General features: G+C 71.2%; 18 protein-coding genes. 11 read left to right on the top strand and 7 right to left on the bottom strand.

Annotated features, from left to right (window positions below):
• Window positions 1–6: 6 nt before the first annotated feature.
• From ccrA to pssA, 7 genes are all read left to right on the top strand, one after another.
• Window positions 7–1,344, top strand: a complete 1,338-nt coding sequence (gene ccrA / locus AB0C62_RS38130) for a crotonyl-CoA carboxylase/reductase (RefSeq protein ID WP_362981276.1) — start codon at window positions 7–9, stop codon at window positions 1,342–1,344.
• An 8-nt stretch (window positions 1,345–1,352) separates the two neighbouring features.
• A complete protein-coding gene (locus tag AB0C62_RS38125) occupies window positions 1,353–3,401 on the top strand; it encodes a protein meaA (protein ID WP_362981274.1) in 2,049 nt (682 codons plus the stop codon).
• Window positions 3,398–4,363 (top strand): CoA ester lyase, encoded by a 966-nt coding sequence (locus AB0C62_RS38120; protein WP_362981272.1) that lies wholly within the window; start codon window positions 3,398–3,400, stop codon window positions 4,361–4,363. Before AB0C62_RS38125 ends, AB0C62_RS38120 begins: the two co-directional genes overlap by 4 nt.
• A gap of 5 nt (window positions 4,364–4,368) precedes the next feature.
• Window positions 4,369–4,881, top strand: coding sequence for a MaoC family dehydratase (locus AB0C62_RS38115; RefSeq protein WP_362981270.1), 513 nt, complete (start codon window positions 4,369–4,371; stop codon window positions 4,879–4,881).
• A 2-nt stretch (window positions 4,882–4,883) separates the two neighbouring features.
• A complete protein-coding gene (locus tag AB0C62_RS38110; RefSeq protein WP_081220194.1) occupies window positions 4,884–6,089 on the top strand; it encodes an acyl-CoA dehydrogenase family protein in 1,206 nt (401 codons plus the stop codon).
• 170 nt (window positions 6,090–6,259) lie between these two features.
• A complete protein-coding gene (locus tag AB0C62_RS38105; RefSeq protein WP_081220193.1) occupies window positions 6,260–6,916 on the top strand; it encodes a phosphatidylserine decarboxylase in 657 nt (218 codons plus the stop codon).
• 22 nt (window positions 6,917–6,938) lie between these two features.
• Entirely contained in the window at window positions 6,939–7,757 is an 819-nt protein-coding gene (gene pssA, locus AB0C62_RS38100; protein ID WP_081220192.1) for a CDP-diacylglycerol--serine O-phosphatidyltransferase, read from the top strand.
• Window positions 7,758–7,825: 68 nt separating this feature from the next.
• Here the strand turns inward: pssA and AB0C62_RS38095 are convergent, their stop codons facing one another.
• From AB0C62_RS38095 to AB0C62_RS38075, 5 genes are all read right to left on the bottom strand, one after another.
• Window positions 7,826–9,094: an ABC transporter substrate-binding protein gene (locus AB0C62_RS38095; protein WP_362981268.1), complete on the bottom strand. Its 1,269-nt coding sequence runs from the start codon at window positions 9,092–9,094 to the stop codon at window positions 7,826–7,828.
• Window positions 9,091–10,137 carry a branched-chain amino acid ABC transporter permease gene (locus AB0C62_RS38090; RefSeq protein ID WP_362981324.1) on the bottom strand — a complete coding sequence of 349 codons (1,047 nt, stop codon included), beginning with the start codon at window positions 10,135–10,137 and terminating at the stop codon, window positions 9,091–9,093. Before AB0C62_RS38090 ends, AB0C62_RS38095 begins: the two co-directional genes overlap by 4 nt.
• 79 nt (window positions 10,138–10,216) lie before the next feature.
• Window positions 10,217–11,107: a branched-chain amino acid ABC transporter permease gene (locus AB0C62_RS38085; protein WP_266851557.1), complete on the bottom strand. Its 891-nt coding sequence runs from the start codon at window positions 11,105–11,107 to the stop codon at window positions 10,217–10,219.
• Entirely contained in the window at window positions 11,104–11,889 is a 786-nt protein-coding gene (locus AB0C62_RS38080; protein WP_362981322.1) for an ABC transporter ATP-binding protein, read from the bottom strand. The genes AB0C62_RS38085 and AB0C62_RS38080 overlap by 4 nt, the downstream gene beginning before the upstream one ends.
• Window positions 11,890–12,066: 177 nt before the next feature.
• Window positions 12,067–12,873 carry an ABC transporter ATP-binding protein gene (locus tag AB0C62_RS38075; protein WP_362981266.1) on the bottom strand — a complete coding sequence of 269 codons (807 nt, stop codon included), beginning with the start codon at window positions 12,871–12,873 and terminating at the stop codon, window positions 12,067–12,069.
• A gap of 180 nt (window positions 12,874–13,053) precedes the next feature.
• Here AB0C62_RS38075 and AB0C62_RS38070 point away from each other — a divergent pair, with 180 nt between their 5' ends.
• The gene (locus tag AB0C62_RS38070) at window positions 13,054–14,298 is read left to right on the top strand and encodes a helix-turn-helix domain-containing protein (protein ID WP_362981264.1); all 1,245 of its coding nucleotides are present in this window, start codon (window positions 13,054–13,056) and stop codon (window positions 14,296–14,298) included.
• A 527-nt stretch (window positions 14,299–14,825) separates the two neighbouring features.
• On the opposite strand, the gene AB0C62_RS38065 is transcribed toward AB0C62_RS38070, so the two are convergent.
• Window positions 14,826–15,977: a glycerate kinase gene (locus tag AB0C62_RS38065; RefSeq protein ID WP_362981262.1), complete on the bottom strand. Its 1,152-nt coding sequence runs from the start codon at window positions 15,975–15,977 to the stop codon at window positions 14,826–14,828.
• A 207-nt stretch (window positions 15,978–16,184) separates the two neighbouring features.
• Between AB0C62_RS38065 and AB0C62_RS38060 the strand changes: the two genes are divergently transcribed.
• Both AB0C62_RS38060 and AB0C62_RS38055 read left to right on the top strand, forming a co-directional pair.
• Window positions 16,185–17,264, top strand: coding sequence for an ADP-ribosylglycohydrolase family protein (locus tag AB0C62_RS38060; protein WP_362981260.1), 1,080 nt, complete (start codon window positions 16,185–16,187; stop codon window positions 17,262–17,264).
• Window positions 17,265–17,310: 46 nt separating this feature from the next.
• Window positions 17,311–17,805 carry an NUDIX hydrolase gene (locus tag AB0C62_RS38055; protein WP_362981258.1) on the top strand — a complete coding sequence of 165 codons (495 nt, stop codon included), beginning with the start codon at window positions 17,311–17,313 and terminating at the stop codon, window positions 17,803–17,805.
• Between the two features lie 87 nt (window positions 17,806–17,892).
• On the opposite strand, the gene AB0C62_RS38050 is transcribed toward AB0C62_RS38055, so the two are convergent.
• Complete coding sequence (locus AB0C62_RS38050) at window positions 17,893–18,171, bottom strand: SHOCT domain-containing protein (RefSeq protein ID WP_362981256.1); 279 nt, start codon at window positions 18,169–18,171, stop codon at window positions 17,893–17,895.
• A 310-nt stretch (window positions 18,172–18,481) separates the two neighbouring features.
• On the opposite strand from AB0C62_RS38050, the gene AB0C62_RS38045 reads away from it, so the two are divergent.
• Window positions 18,482–18,910: a hypothetical protein gene (locus tag AB0C62_RS38045; protein ID WP_362981254.1), complete on the top strand. Its 429-nt coding sequence runs from the start codon at window positions 18,482–18,484 to the stop codon at window positions 18,908–18,910.
• Window positions 18,911–19,014 lie beyond the last annotated feature (104 nt).

Raw genomic sequence — 19,014 nt, 5'->3', positions numbered from 1 at the left:
CACCACGTGAAGGAAATCCTGGACGCGATCCAGTCGCGGACGGCCACGTCCGCCGACTTCGCCGCTCTTCCGCTCCCCGAGTCCTACCGCGCGATCACCGTGCACAAGGACGAGACGGAGATGTTCGACGGGCTCAGCACCCGCGACAAGGACCCCCGCAAGTCGATCCACCTGGACGACGTGCCGGTGCCGGAGCTCGGCCCCGGCGAGGCCCTGGTGGCCGTCATGGCGTCCTCCGTGAACTACAACTCGGTCTGGACGTCGATCTTCGAGCCGGTCTCGACCTTCAGCTTCCTGGAGCGCTACGGGCGGCTCAGCGACCTCACCAAGCGCCACGACCTGCCCTACCACATCATCGGCTCGGACCTCGCGGGCGTCGTACTGCGCACCGGCCCCGGCGTGAACTCCTGGAAGCCCGGCGACGAGGTCGTCGCGCACTGCCTGTCGGTCGAGCTGGAGTCCTCGGACGGCCACAACGACACGATGCTCGACCCCGAGCAGCGCATCTGGGGCTTCGAGACCAACTTCGGCGGCCTCGCCGAGATCGCGCTCGTCAAGTCCAACCAGCTGATGCCGAAGCCCGACCACCTGAGCTGGGAGGAGGCCGCCGCTCCCGGTCTGGTGAACTCCACCGCGTACCGGCAGCTGGTCTCCCGCAACGGCGCCGGGATGAAGCAGGGCGACAACGTCCTCATCTGGGGCGCGAGCGGCGGCCTCGGCTCGTACGCCACGCAGTTCGCGCTGGCCGGCGGCGCCAACCCGATCTGTGTCGTCTCCAGCGAGCAGAAGGCGGAGATCTGCCGGAAGATGGGCGCCGAGGCGATCATCGACCGCAACGCCGAGGACTTCAAGTTCTGGAAGGACGAGCACCACCAGGACCCCAAGGAGTGGAAGCGCTTCGGCAAGCAGATCCGCGAGCTGACCGGCGGCGAGGACGTGGACATCGTCTTCGAGCACCCGGGCCGCGAGACCTTCGGCGCGAGCGTCTACGTCACCCGCAAGGGCGGCACCATCGTCACCTGCGCCTCGACCTCGGGCTACAACCACGAGTACGACAACCGCTACCTGTGGATGTCGCTCAAGCGGATCATCGGCTCGCACTTCGCGAACTACCGCGAGGCGTGGGAGGCCAACCGGCTCGTCGCCAAGGGCAAGATCCACCCCACGCTCTCCAAGGTCTACTCCCTGGAGGACACCGGGCAGGCCGCCTACGACGTGCACCGCAACCTCCACCAGGGCAAGGTCGGCGTGCTCGCGCTGGCACCCCAGGAGGGTCTGGGCGTGCGCGACGAGGAGAAGCGCGCCCGGCACATCGACGCCATCAACCGCTTCCGGAACGTCTGAGGTCCGCCATGACCGAGCGTCAGCCCGCCCCGGCGAGGGCGGAGAAGGACCGGCCGTGGCTCATGCGCACGTACGCCGGACACTCCACCGCCGAGGCGTCCAACGAGTTGTACCGCCGCAACCTCGCCAAGGGGCAGACGGGCCTGTCCGTGGCCTTCGACCTGCCCACCCAGACCGGCTACGACCCCGACCACATCCTCGCCCGCGGCGAGGTGGGCCGGGTCGGGGTCCCGGTCTCGCACGTCGGTGACATGCGCCGGCTGTTCCAGGACATCCCCCTGGACCAGATGAACACCTCGATGACCATCAACGCCACCGCCATGTGGCTGCTGGCGCTCTATCAGGTCGTCGCCGAGGAGCAGGGCGTCGACATCACCAAGCTCCAGGGCACCACCCAGAACGACATCGTGAAGGAGTACCTGTCGCGGGGCACGCACGTGTTCCCGCCGGTCCCCTCCCTCCGTCTCACGACGGACATGATCACGTACACGGTGAACCACATCCCCAAGTGGAACCCGATCAACATCTGCAGCTACCACCTGCAGGAGGCGGGCGCCACACCGGTCCAGGAGATCGCCTACGCGATGTCCACCGCGATCGCCGTCCTGGACGCGGTGTTCGCGTCCGGACAGATCGCCGAGGACCGCAAGGGCGATGTCGTGGCCCGGATCTCCTTCTTCGTGAACGCGGGCGTCCGCTTCATCGAGGAGATGTGCAAGATGCGGGCGTTCGGCCGGATCTGGGACAAGATCACGCGCGAGCGGTACGGCATCGAGAACCCCAAGCAGCGCCGCTTCCGCTACGGCGTCCAGGTCAACTCCCTCGGTCTGACCGAGGCGCAGCCGGAGAACAACGTCCAGCGGATCGTGCTGGAGATGCTCGCCGTGACGCTCTCCAAGGACGCCCGCGCCCGCGCCGTCCAACTGCCCGCCTGGAACGAGGCGCTGGGCCTGCCCCGCCCCTGGGACCAGCAGTGGTCGCTGCGCATCCAGCAGGTCCTCGCACACGAGAGCGACCTGCTGGAGTACGAGGACATCTTCGAGGGCTCGCACGTCGTCGAGGCCAAGGTCGCGGCCCTCGTCGAGGAGTCGCTCGCCGAGATGGACCGGATCGAGGAGATGGGCGGCGCGATGGCCGCCGTCGAGTCGGGCTACCTGAAGTCGCAGCTCGTCTCCTCGCACGCCGAGCGGCGGGGCCGTATCGAGTCCGGCCAGGAGAAGATCGTCGGCGTCAACATCTACGAGTCGACCGAGCCGAACCCGCTCACGGCCGACCTGGACGCGGCGATCCAGACGGTCGACCCGGCCGTCGAGGCCCGTGTCGTCGCCGCGCTCCAGACCTGGCGGGACACGCGCTACCAGCCGCCCTTCAACCACCCGCGCCCGTGCAAGGCGCTGGAGCGGCTGACGGAGGCCGCCGAGGGCACCGGCAACCTCATGGAGGCCACCCTGGAGTGCGCCCGCGCCGGCGTCACGACCGGCGAGTGGGCCGGGGCCCTGCGCGAGGTGTTCGGCGAGTTCCGCGCCCCCACCGGCGTCTCGTCCGCGCCCGTCGCGGTCAGCGCCGGGGAGGGCACCGGACTCGCCCTGGTGCGCCGCAAGGTGGAGCTGACGGCCCGGGACCTGGGGGTCGGCAAGCTCCGGTTCCTGGTGGGCAAGCCGGGCCTCGACGGGCACTCCAACGGCGCCGAGCAGATCGCCGTGCGGGCCCGCGACGCCGGGTTCGAGGTGGTCTACCAGGGCATCCGGCTCACCCCGGAACAGATCGTGGACGCGGCCGTCGACGAGGACGTGCACGCCGTGGGCCTGTCCATCCTGTCCGGCTCACACGCCCAGTTGGTGCCGGACGTCCTGGAGAAACTGCGCAAGGCCGGCGCCGCCGACATCCCGGTGATCGCGGGCGGGATCATCCCGAACGCCGACGCCGAACAACTGCGTGCCGCGGGAGTGGCCGCCGTCTTCACCCCGAAGGACTTCGACATCACCGGAATCATCGGCCGTATCGTCGACGAGATCCGCAAAGCGAACAAGCTCGGCCCCCTGGAGGTCCCCGCATGACTACGCCCGTCAACCGTCTGCGTCCGCGCCGCTCCTGTCTCGCGGTGCCGGGAAGCAACCCGCGGTTCCTGGAGAAGGCGCAGGGGCTCCCCGCGGACCAGGTCTTCCTCGACCTGGAGGACGCGTGCGCGCCGCTGGCCAAGCCCGACGCCCGGCACACCATCGTCAAGTTCCTCAACGAGGGCGACTGGACCGGCAAGACGCGGGTCGTGCGCGTCAACGACTGGACCACCGAGTGGACGTACCGCGACGTCGTCACGGTCGTCGAGGGCGCGGGGCCGAACCTCGACTGCATCATGCTGCCGAAGGTCCAGGACGCCCAGCAGGTGGTGGCGCTCGACCTGCTGCTGACGCAGATCGAGAAGACGATGGGCTTCGAGGTCGGCAAGATCGGCATCGAGGCGCAGATCGAGAACGCCCAGGGGCTCAACAACGTCAACGCGATCGCGCAGGCCTCCCCGCGCGTCGAGACGATCATCTTCGGCCCGGCCGACTTCATGGCGTCCATCAACATGAAGTCGCTGGTCGTGGGCGAGCAGCCGCCCGGCTACCCGGCGGACGCCTACCACTACATCCTGATGAAGATCCTGATGGCCGCCCGCGCCAACAACCTCCAGGCGATCGACGGCCCCTACCTGCAGATCCGCAACGTCGAGGGCTACCGCGAGGTCGCGCAGCGCGCCGCCGCGCTCGGTTTCGACGGCAAGTGGGTGCTGCACCCGGGCCAGGTGGAGGCCTCCAACGAGATCTTCTCCCCCTCCCAGGAGGACTACGACCACGCCGAGCTGATCCTGGACGCGTACGACTACTACACGTCCGAGGCGGGCGGCAAGAAGGGCTCCGCGATGCTCGGCGACGAGATGATCGACGAGGCCAGCCGCAAGATGGCCCTCGTCATCTCCGGCAAGGGCCGGGCCGCCGGCATGCGGCGCACGTCCACCTTCGAAGCCCCGGAGGCCTGAGCACCATGCAGTTCGGACGCACCTACGAGGAGTTCGAGGTCGGCGCGGTCTACAAGCACTGGCCCGGCAAGACGGTCACCGAGTACGACGACCACCTGTTCTGCCTGCTGACCATGAACCACCACCCGCTCCACCTGGACAGCAACTACGCGGAGAAGACCACCGACTTCGGCCGCAACGTCGTCGTCGGGAACTACGTCTACTCGCTGCTCCTCGGCATGTCCGTACCGGACGTGTCGGGCAAGGCGATCGCCAACCTGGAGATCGAGTCGCTGAAGCACGTGGCGCCGACCTTCCACGGCGACACGATCTACGGCGAGACGACGGTCCTCGACAAGACGCCCTCCCGCTCCAAGTCGGACCGCGGGATCGTGTACGTCGAGACCAAGGGCTACAAGCAGGACGGCACGCTGGTCTGTGTCTTCCGCCGCAAGGTGATGGTCCCCACCGAGACGTACATCAAGGAGCGCGGCGGCGAGCAGCCCGGCCGCCCCCGGCTCAAGGAGCAGGAGAAGTAGCCATGGCGCGACTCGCCCAGACCGCCGGTCTCACGGACGTCCAGCGGGAGATCCTCTCCACCGTCCGGGACTTCGTGGACAAGGAGATCATTCCGGTCGCGACCGAGCTGGAGCACCGCGACGAGTATCCGCAGGACATCGTCGACGGCCTGAAGGAACTCGGCCTGTTCGGCCTGATGATCCCCGAGGAGTACGGCGGTCTCGGTGAGTCCCTCCTGACGTACGCGCTGTGCGTCGAGGAGATCGCGCGCGGCTGGATGTCCGTCTCCGGCATCATCAACACGCACTTCATCGTGGCGTACATGCTCAAGCAGCACGGCACGCAGGAGCAGAAGGACCACTTCCTGCCGCGGATGGCGCTCGGCGAGGTGCGCGGCGCGTTCTCGATGTCGGAGCCGGCGCTCGGCTCGGACGTGTCGGCGATCTCGTCGAAGGCGGTGAAGGACGGCGACGAGTACGTCCTGAACGGCCAGAAGATGTGGCTGACGAACGGCGGGACGTCGACGCTGGTGGCCGTTCTGGTCCGAAGTGACGAAGGACACCCCGAGGGCACGGCGCCCCACAAGTCGATGACGACCTTCCTGGTGGAGAAGGAGCCCGGCTTCGGCGAGGTCCGCCCCGGCCTCACCATCCCCGGGAAGATCGACAAGATGGGTTACAAGGGGGTCGACACCACCGAACTCATCATGGACGGACTGCGCATTCCGGCCGATCGGGTGCTCGGCGGCACCACGGGCCGAGGGTTTTACCAAATGATGGACGGAGTGGAGGTCGGCCGGGTCAACGTCGCGGCCCGTGGCTGCGGTGTCGCCCAGCGTGCTTTCGAACTGGGCGTCTCGTATGCCCAGCAACGCCACACTTTCGGCAAGGCGATCGCCCAGCACCAGGCCATCCAGTTCAAGCTGGCCGAGATGGCTACCAAGGTCGAGGCGGCCCATGCAATGATGGTGAACGCGGCTCGCAAAAAGGACTCCGGGGAACGAAACGACCTCGAAGCAGGGATGGCGAAGTACCTCGCCTCCGAGTACTGCAAGGAGGTCGTGGAGGATGCTTTCCGGATCCACGGCGGCTACGGCTTCTCCAAGGAGTACGAGATCGAGCGCCTCTACCGCGAGGCGCCGATGCTGTTGATCGGTGAAGGTACCGCCGAAATCCAGAAAATGATCATCGGCCGCAGGCTGCTCGAAGAGTATCGACTCCAGGGCTAGATGTCCTGGTTCGGGGTGTTTTCATCGCGAAGAAGATCACACCCCGTCAACACTCTTCGGCCGTCGACTCCGCTTCCTGGCTTGCCCAGTTGTGGTGCGCGACCGGTACGATCGCGTGAAAGCCGCCGTCCCCCGTAAGAGCGCGGCATCATCCGCTACGAAGGTCATCCATGCCCCACAGCCAAACCTCTGCACCTCGCGACAGCCGGACCGGCGTCCGCCTCGCGCGCGGAGCATCGCCGTGGCTCCTCCCGACCGTCGCCACCGCAGCACTCAGCCTGGCCCGTTCGCGCCGCTCCGGCGCGGCCCGGGCCGTGGCCGTACCCGCCACCGCGCTCGCGGCCGGGATGCTGTGGTTCTTCCGCGACCCCGAGCGCGAGATCGCTCAGGGCCGGGTCATCTCGCCCGCCGACGGTGTGGTGCAGAGCATCATGCCGTGGAAGGACGGACGGACCCGCGTCGCGATCTTCATGAGCCCGCTCAACGTCCACGTCAACCGTGCGCCCCTCTCCGGCACGGTGACGTCGGTGGAGCACATCCCCGGCGGGTTCGTTCCGGCGTTCAACAAGGAGAGCGAGAACAACGAGCGCGTCGTCTGGCACTTCGACACCGAGCTCGGTGACATCGAGATGATCCAGATCGCCGGCGCCGTGGCTCGTCGCATCGTCCCTTACATCCCCCAGGGCACCAAGGTCGAGCAGGGCGACCGGATCGGACTGATCCGCTTCGGCTCGCGCGTCGACATCTACCTGCCCGAGGGTGTCGAGGTCGATGTGGAGGTCGGTCAGAAGACCGTGGCTGGGGTGACTCGAATTGACCGTGGTTGATCCTGAGACACAGGCCGGCTGGGTGCCGGAGGCCGACGACATCGACGACGACGAGGAGATGCCCCTCTCGCTCCGTCTGTCGATAGCGGACACCCTCACCCTCGGTAACGCCACGTGCGGCTTCATGGCGGTGTACTTCACCACCACGGGCATTCTGATCCCGCACCTCACCGGCAGCCAGGAGACGGGCATGGCGCGGCACAGCGCCGCCACGGCCGTCATCCTCATGCTCTGCGCGGCCGTCTTCGACCTCTTCGACGGTCTGGTCGCCCGCAAGCTGCGCTCCTCCCCCATGGGCGCCGAGCTGGACAACCTGTCGGACCTGATCAGCTTCGGCCTCGCGCCGGCGTACTTCGTCCTGGTCTACGGCATGGTCGCGGACGACGCGCATCAGCGGGTCGCTGCCGTCGGTGCCATCGTGGTGCTGCTGGCGGTGGTGCTGAGACTGGCGCGGTTCTCGTGCGTGACGGTCAAGGACGGCACCTTCCAGGGCATGCCGTCCCCGTTCGGAGCCCTCACCGTCGTCTCCATCGTGCTGCTGGAGCTGCCGTTCGTCGCCACGCTCATGGCGATCATCGGCACCGCCTGGCTGATGGTGAGCCGGGTCGAGTACCCGAAGCCGCGGGGCCGCCTCGCGGTCGCGATGCTCTCCTGGATCGTCCTCTCGATGGGTCTCCTGGCCGCGTGGGCGTTCGACGCCCCGAGCGGTCAGCTGCTCCTGCAGACCGGCTGTGCGCTCCAGCTGGTCATGGGAGCGGTCATCCCGCTGTTCGCCACGGCCCGCCGGGTGAACAACTTCCGGGACAACCGCCGCGAGGCACGGGCCGCTCAGCTCCCGTAACCCCGCGTACATCGTCACAAGGGCCCCGAACCATCCGGTTCGGGGCCCTTGTGCGTGAGCGGGACGGGTCAGGAAGCGCCAGGGGTGTATCCCTGGGCGGCGGACGAGGCCTCGGCCTCCTGGACGACCTTCATGCCGCCCACGGCGCTCTTGTCGGGCCGCAGGATGACGCTCTCCTTGGAGGAGGCCGCCTTCGGGTCGCCGAAGTTCTGGGTGACGCCGAAGCCCGGGTCGAACGCGTCGATGGTCAGCAGGGCCTTGTCCACGCCCTCGCGGGTGAGGTCCTTGGCCGCGCAGGCCTTCTTCAGGGCCTCCCCGAACGCGGAGGCGGCGGTCCAGCCGGCCACCACGCCGTTGTCGAGGCTGTCCTTGGGGTAGGCGGCCTTGTAGTCCGCGACCAGCTTCTTCGCCTGCGGGGTGTCGGCCCCGATCGGCAGCGACGGCGAGGCCACGTAGTAGTTCGCCTCCAGCGCGGGGGCGGCAGGGGTGGCGAGGAGCTGCGGGGCGTACGCCGAGTTGTTCCCGATGATCGGGACGCCGAACTTGCTCGCCGCCGCGACCCCGACGAGCGAGGCCGCCTGCCGCGGGCCCGCGCTGATCACGATGGCCTTGACCCCCGCCTTCTTCAGGGCGACGACCTGCCCGGTCATGTCGTTGTCCGTGGGCTTGATCTTCTGCTCGACGACCTTGAGACCCGCCTCCTTCGCCATGTACCGGGAGCCGGTCAGGGCGTTCTCGCCGTAGTCCCCCTCGAAGTACACGTGCCCGATCCTGTCGCCCTTCTTGAGGCCCTTCTCCTTCATCAGGAAGTCGATCGCGTTGATCGTCTCGATGTCGTACGTGGAGCCGATGACCCGGATGTACGGGCTGCCCAGCAGCGTCGCCGACCAGGCCTGCGGCAGCACGAGCGCCTTGTCCTGGCCGTCGATGCGCTGCTTGACGGCGGCCACGAAGGGCGAGCCGATGAACTGGGTGAAGCCCAGCACCTTCGGTGCCAGCTCCGTGTAGCCGGAGACGGCCTTCTGCGGGTCGTAGCCGTGGTCCCGGACGGTCAGCGCCAGCTTGTAGCCGCAGACCCCGCCGTCGGCGTTGGTCTGCTTCACGTACAGCTGCTGGGCCTGGGTGACGCTCTTGCCGAGTGTCGCGTACACGCCGGTCATGTCGGTGAGCACGCCGAGGTTGATCGTCTTGCCGGAGATCCCGTCGCCGGTCTTCACCCCGCCTGCCGCGGGCTTGTCACCGCCGTCGTCGTCCTTGGCCTTGGAGCTGCAGCCGGCCAGCACGAGCAGTGCGGCCAGCGCCCCGGCGGCCATCCTGGCCGTATGTGTCGTTCTCATCGTTCCTCCCCTGCAATGGCCCCGGGACGGGGCCGGACGCGGAGCCGGGCGGCCACCCTGACCAGGCCGCCCGGCAGAAAGAGCACCACCGCCACGACAGCGGCGCCGTACAGGTACCGGGCTGCCTCACCGGGTGCGATCCCGCCGGTGCCCGGGTCGGAGACCAGGGGCAGCGCGTCGCTGTAACGGGTGAGCAGCTGGGGCAGCAGCGAGACGAAGACGGCTCCCACCACCGCCCCCGAGACCGAACCGAGCCCGCCGATGACGATCATGGCGAGGTATTCGAGCGAGAGCGTGATCCCGAAGTAGTCGGGCACCGTCCGCTGGAAGACCAGGGCGAGCAGCACCCCGGCCACTCCGGCGTACATCGAGGACAGGACGAACACGGCGGCGCGGTAGCGGGCGACCGGCACGCCGATCACCCCGGCCGCGATCCGGTGGTCGCGGATCGCGTTCATGGCCCGCCCCGGACGGCCGCGCAGCACCCCGCGGGCGAACAGCCCGCAGCCGAGGAGCAGCACGAGACCCGCGTACCAGAGCTTCTCCGCCGAGCCGAAGGGCACGGCCGCGACGACGACCTCACGCTCGTCGAAGGTGAGGCCGAAGAGGCTCAGCGGCGGTACGTCGCGGCCGTTGAAGCCGCCGGTCAGATCCGTCGCGTTGAACAGGACGTGCTGCCCGATGAAGATCAGGGCGAGCGTGGCGATGCCGAGGTAGGCACCGCGCAGCCGGCCCGCGATCGGGCTGAACAGTCCTCCGGCCATCCCGGAGACGGCCACGGCGAGCACGGCCGCCAGCCAGGTCGGCAGGCCCAGCCCGGTCAGGCCTTCGCCCCCGTCGGCGGCGAACACGCAGTAGCCGTAGGCGCCGACCGCGAGGAAGAAGGCGTGACCCATGGAGAGCTGGCCGGTGGCTCCGGTGAGGAGGTTCAGGCCGATCGCGCCGATCGCCGCGGCCATCGCGAACAGTCCCGCCTGGAGCCAGAACCGGTCGAGGTAGAACGGCAGGGCGAGCAGCAGGAGGACGCCCGCGGCCCACAGCACGGCACGGGTGCCGGGCCGTCGGACGGCCCGGCGTGGAGCGGTCGGCGGCGCGCTGCTCGCCTCGTCGCGGGTGAGGACCTCAGACACGGGCGAGCTCCTTCGTACCGAACAGCCCGGCGGGCCGGATGAGCAGGATCGCGACCATCACGAGGTAGGGCGCGAGGTCGCCGAGGCCGCGCCCGAGGAAGGTGAGGTCGCTCTGGTAGCCGGTGGCGAGTGACTCGGTGACCCCGACGAGGAGGCCGCCGACGAGCGCGCCGGTCGTCGAGTCGAGGCCGCCGAGGATCGCCGCGGGGAACGCCTTGAGCGCGGCGAGCGAGGTGGCGCGTTCCAGCCCGGGGGTCGGGAAGACGGTCAGGAACAGCGCGGCGACGGCGGCGAGTGCGCCCGCGACCGCCCAGGCGCCCAGCGACACCCGTCCGAGCCGCACGCCCATCAGGGCCGCGGTCTCCGGGCTCTCCGCGGCGGCCCGCATGGCCACGCCCCAGGAGGTGAAGCGGAAGGCGAGCAGGAAGACGGTGATGAGCAGGGCCGCCGTGACGAACGCGGCGATCCTGGTGTGCGCGAGGGAGACCGGTCCGACGGTGAGGACGGCGTTGCCCCAGGGGTCGCCCATCGCGAGGACGTCCGTGCCGATCCGCCGGGTCAGTTCGGTGGTGAGCAGGATGTCGACGCCGATGGTGACGATGGCGAGGACGCTCTGGTCGGTGCCCCGGTAGCGCCGCATCACGAGGAACTCCACGGCGGCCCCCACCAGGGCCGCGCCCGCGACCCCGGCGAGCAGGGCGGGCCAGAAGCCGATGTCGTCGTGGAGGGTCGCGGTGACGTAGCCGCCCGCGAGGAGCAGCGAGGCGTGCGCGAAGTTCACGACCTCGGTGGCCCGGAAGATGACGACGAAACCGAGGGCGATGAGGGCGTAGACGGAGCCCATGGACAGGCCGTTGAGCAGGAGTTCGACGAAGGTGCTCATGAAGCGGTCTCCTCTGGCTCGGCGCGCTCGCCCAGGTAGGCCCGCACCACCGCCGGATCGTTCTGTACGTCTGCGGGGGCGCCGTCGGCGATGCGGCGCCCGAAGTCCAGTACGGTCACCGCGTCCGCGAGCCGCATCACCACCCCCATGTCGTGCTCCACCAGGACGATGGAGATGCCGAGGCTGTCGCGGACGCCCGCGACGACCGCCGCCGTACGGCGCCGTTCGTCGGCGGTCATGCCGGCGACGGGCTCGTCGAGGAGCAGCACCCGGGGTTCCATGCACAGCGCCCGTGCCAGCTCGGCGAGTTTCTGCTGCCCGTACGGGAGGGAGCCAGCGGGCCGGTCGAGCTGTCCTTCGAGTCCGACGAACGCGGCGATCTCACGGACGCGTTCGCGGTGCCGCCGGTCCTCGCGGGCCGCCGCCGGCAGTCGCAGCCCGGCGGCGACGAATCCGGTGCGGGTCAGCCGGTGCCGGCCGAGCAGGAGGCAGTCCTCGACGGTGGCGTGCGGCGGCAGGGCGAGGTTCTGGAAGATGCGGGCCACGCCGAGACCGGCGATGCGGTGCGGGGGCAGCCCGGTGAGTTCCCGGTCACCGAGCCGGACGCTGCCGGCGGCGGGCCGGCAGACGCCGGACAGCACGTTGAAGCAGGTCGACTTGCCCGCGCCGTTCGGCCCGATCAGGGCGTGCACGGTGCCGGGGCGGACGGTGAAGCTCACCGCGTCGAGCGCGGTCAGCCCGGCGAACCGGACCGTCACGTCCCTGACCTCCAGCGGCGGGATGCCGGGGGCCGCGCCGTCCCGGGCCCCGGCGGGTCCCCCGGTGCCGGTGCCCGGCGCGTGCCCGGGCGGGTCGGACGGGGGGTCCGGTACGGGCCCGGCCGGCTGCCCCGTCCGCGCGGCGCCGGTGGTCTGCGTGGTGTCGTGCGGTGCCGCTCCGTCGCGTTCCTTCACGGCGGCTCACCCCTTCCAGCGGGACAGGGACGGGAGGCCGTCGCGCGTGGTCGCCCCGTCGGCCGCGGCGTCCTCGTCGACGACGCCGAGATAGCGGCGGCGCACCTCGTCGGAGGCGGCGAGTTCGTCCGCGGCACCCGACAGGGTCACCTCGCCGACCTCCAGCACGTAGGCGGTGGTGGCGAGCCGCAGGGCGAGGGCGGCGTTCTGTTCGACGAGCAGGACGGAGGTGCCCTGTTCGTTGATCTCCCGCACGGTGTCGGCGATCCGCGCGGCCATCAGCGGGGCGAGCCCGAGCGAGGGCTCGTCGAGCAGCAGCACCTTGGGGGCGCCCATGAGGGCCCGGCCGACGGCGAGCATCTGCTGTTCCCCTCCGGACAGCAGTCCCGCCCGCTGCTGGGCGCGGTCGGCGAGCACCGGGAACAGGTCGTGCACGCGCCGCAGGGCCCGCGCCCGGTCCACCCGGCCGCCGGTGCCGCCGAGCGCCCCGGCGCGCAGGTTGTCCGCGACCGTCATCCGGGCGAACACCCGGCGCCCCTCCGGGACCTGGGACACCCCGGCGGCCACCACCCGGTCCGGCGCCAGCCGGTCCAGCGGTCGTCCCCCCAGCGTGACCGTGCCGCCGGTCACCGCTCCCCCGTGGAAGGAGAGCGTCCGGCACACCGCCCGCAGCAGCGTCGACTTGCCCGCGCCGTTGCCGCCGAGGACCGTCACGACGGTCCCCTCCGGCACCTCCAACGACACGTGGCGCAGTGCGCGTACGGGGCCGTATCCGACCGACAGTTCCCGCACGAGCAGAGCGGAACCGCCCATGGCACCTCCCTTGTTCTCGCTCGGTGTGGCGCTCACCTCAGCACCGGCACAACGGCCCGTCCACGGCCCGCGGCCGAATCGCGGCGGCAGCCCAGCGGTGGTGCCCGCCCGTTGTGCACGCGCACAACACCGCGTGTCAGGGGCCTGTGCGGGCCCCCGCCGGGGTGGCATCCTCCGGCCATGGGTGGGCGCAGACCGCGAACCGGTCATGACTGGAAGCTGCTCGCGGAGTCGTGTGTGGCTCTGCTGGAACGGCTGCCCGAGCTCGTCGACGAGCACATCAGGCAGCTGACCGAGTACTCCCCCGTCTACGGACAGGTGCTGCCGCACGACCAGCAGTGGCGGGAGGCGGAGACCGCGATGCGCATCGGCATCCAGGCGATCTCCGCCCCACGGGACTCACCGCGCCGCGATCTGGAGCACGCCGAGGAGGCCGGCCGGCGGCGGGCCCAGCAGGGGCTGCCGCTCGAACTCCTCGTGCACGCCTACCGTTCCGCGGGCTATCTGGTGTGGGACGCGCTGATGGAGAGCGCGGCCGGCCGCGAGCCCGAGCGGCTCTCCGTGCTCATGCGGTGCGCCACGATGGTGTGGTCGGCGGTCGACGTGCAGGCCGCGACCGCCTCGGAGTCCTATCTCGCGACCGAACGGGAGCTGCGGCGGCGCACCGACGAGCGGTTGCAGGCCCTGCTCGACGCGCTGCTGGAGGGGCAGGAGGCGCCGGGTCTCGCGGCCCGCGCCGCCGCCGGGCTCGACCTGCCCGAGCACGGCCCGTACGCCGTCGTCGTCCTGCGCACCGAGCGCCACGACGCACGCGACGGACGGGATGTGCGGGACGGGCGTGACGGGTGTGTCCGGCCGATGCTCGGCGCGGGGCTGCGGTTCATCTGGCGGATGCGGGCCGACTGCGAGATCGGCGTGGTGGCGCTGGACCCCGGGCAGGGCCTGGACGCCGTGGCCCGGCTGCTGGACGGGCGGCGCTCGGGTCCGGGCGGGATCAGCCCGGTCGTCTCGGGGCTCGGCGAGCTGGGGCGGGCCAGGCGCTGGGCGGAACTGGCGCTGCGCACCTGTCCGCCGGACGCGACCGGCGTCGTACGCCTCGACCAGCGGATGGCGACCGCGCTCGTGGTGAGCCAGCCGGAACTGGCGGGCCGGCTGGTGTCGGACGTGTTCGGCGCGCTGCTGGAGCTCGAACCCGGCGACCGGGCCGTGCTGATCGAGACGCTGGACATGTGGCTGGCCTGCGAGGGCTCGGCGGGCCGGGCCGCGGGCCGCCTGTACTGCCACCGGAACACCGTCTTCAACCGGCTGCGCCGCCTGGAGCAACTGACGTCCCGCTCCTTGGCCCGCCCCCGCGACCTGATCGAGATGACCCTGGCCCTGGACGCGTACCGGCTGGCGGGGACGGGAACGGGGACGGCTCGGTGAGCCGCGGCGAGCCGCTACCGAAGGCGGTACGGGCCGCGGGCGCCGACCCGCCGAGACACCAGGGATCACCGCCGCGGGCCCGCGCGGCGAGCGGCGTGGCCCGACACCGCGGCCGGTCGCGCAGACCGCGCTGGGAGGGGATGCCCGCCCCCGGCGGAGCGGCACGGTGCAACACCACGAGCGGCAGCCGAGGCCGCCGGCACGTGCGCGGCGGTTCGCCGAGAGACCGCGGGCGGCCCTCGCGAGCCCGCGCGGGGAGAACGGCGAGATCGGACACCACGGCCTGCCGCCGCGCGCCGCGTGCGGAGGTGGAGCCTCCGCATCACGGAGCGGCACGATGCGTCACGGAGCGGCACGGTGCGGCACGTCGGCTTCCTACGGCGGTACGGCCCGCGCCGGGAAGGCCCGGTCGCAGAGCACGGCGGGTCGCCGCAGGCGGAACGGGGGCGGCGTGGGTCGTGCGGCGCGGGTCCTTCGCGGGGCGGGCCGGCCGGGACGAGAAGTCGTGGCCGGCCCGCCCCGTGAGGTCAGGACAGGAAGTCGCGCCCGATGTTCTCCGCGACGCGTTCCAGGATGGGGCCCGCGTCGGCGATGCACTTGGCGATGTCGGGTTCGACCTCGGTGAGGGGGTAGGCCCGGCGGATCCCGGCAGTGCCGAGGGCCTCCGGCCGCAGGGCGAGCCGGCCGCAGACCGCGACGACGTCCTTGCCCCCGGCACGGGCGGCGGCCGCGACCCCGGCGGGAGCCTTGCCGTGCAGGGTCTGCTCGTCGAGGGACCCCTCGCCGGTGATCACCAGCGTGGCCCGCTCCAGGGCGGGCGCGAACCCGAGGACGTCGAGCATGACCTCGATCCCGGCCCGGAAGCGCGCGCCGAGGACGAGCGCCCCGTAGCCGATGCCACCCGCGGCACCCGCGCCGGGCGCGGCGGCGTACTCGGCGGCCTTCGGCCCGATCGCCTTCTCCAGAACCGTGGCGAAGTGCGCGAGCGCGGCGTCCAGCGTCGCCACGTCGTCGGGGCTCGCGCCCTTCTGCGGGCCGTACACGGCGGGCGCCCCCTTGGGCCCCGTCAGCGGGTTGTCCACGTCGCTGGCGAGGACGAGGTCGACGGCGGCGAGCCGCTTGTCCAGGCCGGACAGGTCCGCGCTCTCCACGTCACGCAGCGCGCCGCCGCCGGGCGCCACCGGCGTACCGTCCGCGTCGAGGAAACGCGCGCCGAGCGCGGCCAGCATGCCCGCGCCGCCGTCCGTGGTCGCACTGCCGCCGACGCCGAAGACGATGGTGCGCGCACCGGCGTCCAGCGCGGCACGCAGCAGCTCCCCGGAGCCGTACGTCGAGGCCGTCAGGGGCGCGAAGACGCCCGCGGGCAGCCGCTGCAACCCGCTGGCCTCGGCCATCTCCACCACCGCGGTGTCCCCGCGCAGCGCGTACGCGGCGGTCACCTCGTCGCCGAGCGGCCCTGCGACCCGCACCTCGCGGCGCTCGAACCCGGCCGCGACCGCCGCGTCGACGGTGCCGTCGCCGCCGTCGGCCACCGGCAGCGACTCGACCTCGACGTCCGGCACGGCCCGGCGCAGTCCGGCCGTCACGCGCTCGGCGACCTGTACGGCCGTCAGCGATCCCTTGAACTTGTCCGCGGCGATGAGCACACGGGGGGTCCGATCCACTGCAGCGTCCGCCACCTTGTATTCCCCTTGCTTTCGGGCCTTGCACACGTCAAGGCCAGTCGCGCCGCTGCGACCTTAACCGGAGGAAGCCCTCGCCGTCATGCCCCGCCCGGCCCGCGGGACGGCCCGCGGGCCGGCTCCCGATCCCTGGCCGGGGGCCTCCGGAACGCAAGGCTCCGCGCCGGACGGGCAGGAGCGTCCGGAAACGGGTACACCCAAGCCATGACCCCTGTGGGCACCGAACTCGCCGACCGCGTCCTCGGGGGCTGGCTGGGCCGGATCGCGGGCAACAGGCTCGGCAAGCCGGTCGAGGAGGGCGACCACTGGACGCGGGACCGCATCGACCGCCACCTGCGACAGGCCTCGGCCCTGCCCCTCACCGACCTCCTCCCCGCGCCCGCCGGTGACGGGGCGGGCGAGGACTTCACGGCGCGGCCCGAGCTGCAGGGGTGCGTGCGCGGCCGGATCCACGGCAGCGTCCGGGACGACGACGTGGACTACGCCATCCTCGGTCTGTACCTGCTGGAGACCCACGGCTTCTCCTTCAGCACCGAACAGGTCGGCTACCTGTGGCTGCTGCGTCTGCCGTATCTGCGGACGTTCACGGCGGAGCGGGCCGCCTACCGCAACCTCGCCCAGGGGCTGAGGCCCCCGTTGACGGCGACGTACGAGAACCCGTACCAGGAGTGGATCGGCGCGCTGATCCGCGCCGACATCTACGGCTGGACCTGCCCGGGGCTGCCGCGCCGCGCCGCCTCCCTGGCCCGCCGGGACGCGGTCCTCTCGCACACCGGCAACGGCGTGTACGGCGCGATGTGGGCGGCGGCGCTGATCTCCGCCGCGTTCAGCGCCGCGACCGTCCGGGACGCGCTGGACACGGCGCTCACCGTCATCCCGGCGAGCAGCCGCCTCGCCCGTGCCGTGCGCCGGGTCCTCGCCCTCCACGAGACCCGGATGACCTGGGAGGACACGCTCACCACGGTGTCCGAGGAGACAGCGACGCTCGGCCGGCTCCACACGGTCCCCAACGCCGCGGTGCTGACGGCCGGCCTGCTGTACGGCGACGGCGACTTCACCCGTACCGTCACGCTGGCCGTCCGCGGCGGCCTGGACACCGGCTCGAACGGCGCGGCCGCGGGGTCCGTCGCGGGCGTCCTGTGCGGCGCCGCGGCGGTTCCCGCCCAGTGGAAGGACCCGTTGGAGGACACCGTCCGCAGTGCGGTGTTCGGTTTCGACGGTGTCGGCATCGGCGAGCTGGCCACCCGCACGCTCGCACTGGTCGAGGCGGGTACGCGGGCCTAGTGCCGCGCGTCCTGGGTGCGGACGGAGGGCTCGTTACCCTTCCTGGATGACCACTTCGGACTTCGCCGCCTACATCGCCGGCCTGCCGCGTGTCCTCGCCGCGGCCGCCGCCCTCTTCCGCGACGCCGAGGGGAGCGTCCTGCTCGTCGAGCCGAACTACCGTGAGGGCTGGGGTCTTCCCGGCGGCACGGTGGAGTCCGACGACGGCGAGAGTCCGCGCCAGGGAGCGCGCCGCGAGACGGCGGAGGAGATCGGCCTCGACGTGGAGCTCGGCCGGCTCCTGGCCGTCGACTGGGTACAGGGCCCCGGCCGGCCGCCCCTGGTGGCCTACCTGTACGACGGCGGAGTCCTCGGCGACGGCGACTTCGACGCGATCCGGCTGCAGGAGGAGGAGCTGCTGTCCTGGCGCCTGGTGCCACGCGCGGAGCTGTCCGCCTACCTGCCGGGTGCCCTGGGCCGGCGCGTCCTTACGGCACTCGACGTGCTGGAGGCGGAAGGCGCGGGGGCAGCGGAGCTGGAGAACGGCCGACGGGTGAGCTGAACGGGGCGACCCCGCCGGGCGGTTCGGCCCGGCGGGGAGGGGTTCGGCCCAGCGGCGCGGTTCGGACCGGGCGGCCCGGGGAACCGCTCAACCGAGGATGCGGCGCTTCTGCTCCTCGAACTCCGCCTCGGTGAGGACGCCTTGGTTCTTGAGGTCGCCCAGCTGCTTCAACTGGTCGATCTTGCTGGTCATGTCGTCGGCGGGCGGCGGCGGCGCGGCGGCCGGAGCGGGCTCCTGGTAGGCCTGGGCCGGCGCCTCCTGCTGGGCCCAGCGCCCCGCCTGACGGCGTGACACACGGTTGGAGACGGCGGTGGCCGTACCGGCCACCACAGCGGTGCGGGCGACCCCGCGGAGGAGACCTGGCACGGCGTTTTCCTCTCGAGCACAAGGCGGTTGGAAGAGCCGGAACGGAATTCCGCCACGCGCCGTGATTCCGGTACGCACGGACGATGCGGAGCCCCGGGCGCAGGGCCGAAAGAAATCCCCGCGTTCCGGGTCCGACCGCTCCGGACAGACCGTTCCATTGGAGCACCGCGGGGCTTCTTCCGCATGTCGATGCGGGATCGGTATTCCCCTTTTTCCGAGATCTGCCGGTCCGTCATTCCCGTGGCAAGCTGAATCGTGGGCCACCGGCCGTCACCGGTCGGTGGTGAGGTCTACGCACAAGGAGCTCGCGATGACTACGACGGATACGCACCGGCGCGACACCGGTGGCAGTTCGGGAATGTGGGTGTCCGGCTGGACCGCGTTCGCCGGGGTCATGTTGATCTTCGGCGGCGTGATGGCCATCTTCGAGGGCATCTCCGCCATCGCCAAGGACGACGTCTTCGTCACGACCCGCAACTACACGTACAGCTTCAACCTGACGAGCTGGGGCTGGATCCACCTCATCCTCGGCATTCTCGTCGTCATCGCGGGTCTCGCCCTGTTCCGGGGCATGCTGTGGGCCCGCATCGTCGGTGTCGCCCTGGCCGGCCTGTCCATGATCGCCAACTTCATGTGGCTGCCGTACCAGCCGGTGTGGGCGATCGTGCTGATCGCCATCGACGCGTTCGTCATCTGGGCCCTGTGTGTGGGCCCGGGTCGCGAGGCGCACGCCCGGTAGTCCCCTTCGGCGGGCGTTGTCGAGCACGATCAGCACGCGGCGGCGGGCGAGGACGCTGCGGTAGAGGGCGGCCTGCGCGTCGAGCCCCTCGGGGACGGCCTGCG

This window comes from Streptomyces sp. NPDC048643, assembly GCF_040650615.1.
Lineage (GTDB): Bacteria > Actinomycetota > Actinomycetes > Streptomycetales > Streptomycetaceae > Streptomyces.
This window is presented reverse-complemented; position numbering and strand designations above follow the sequence as displayed.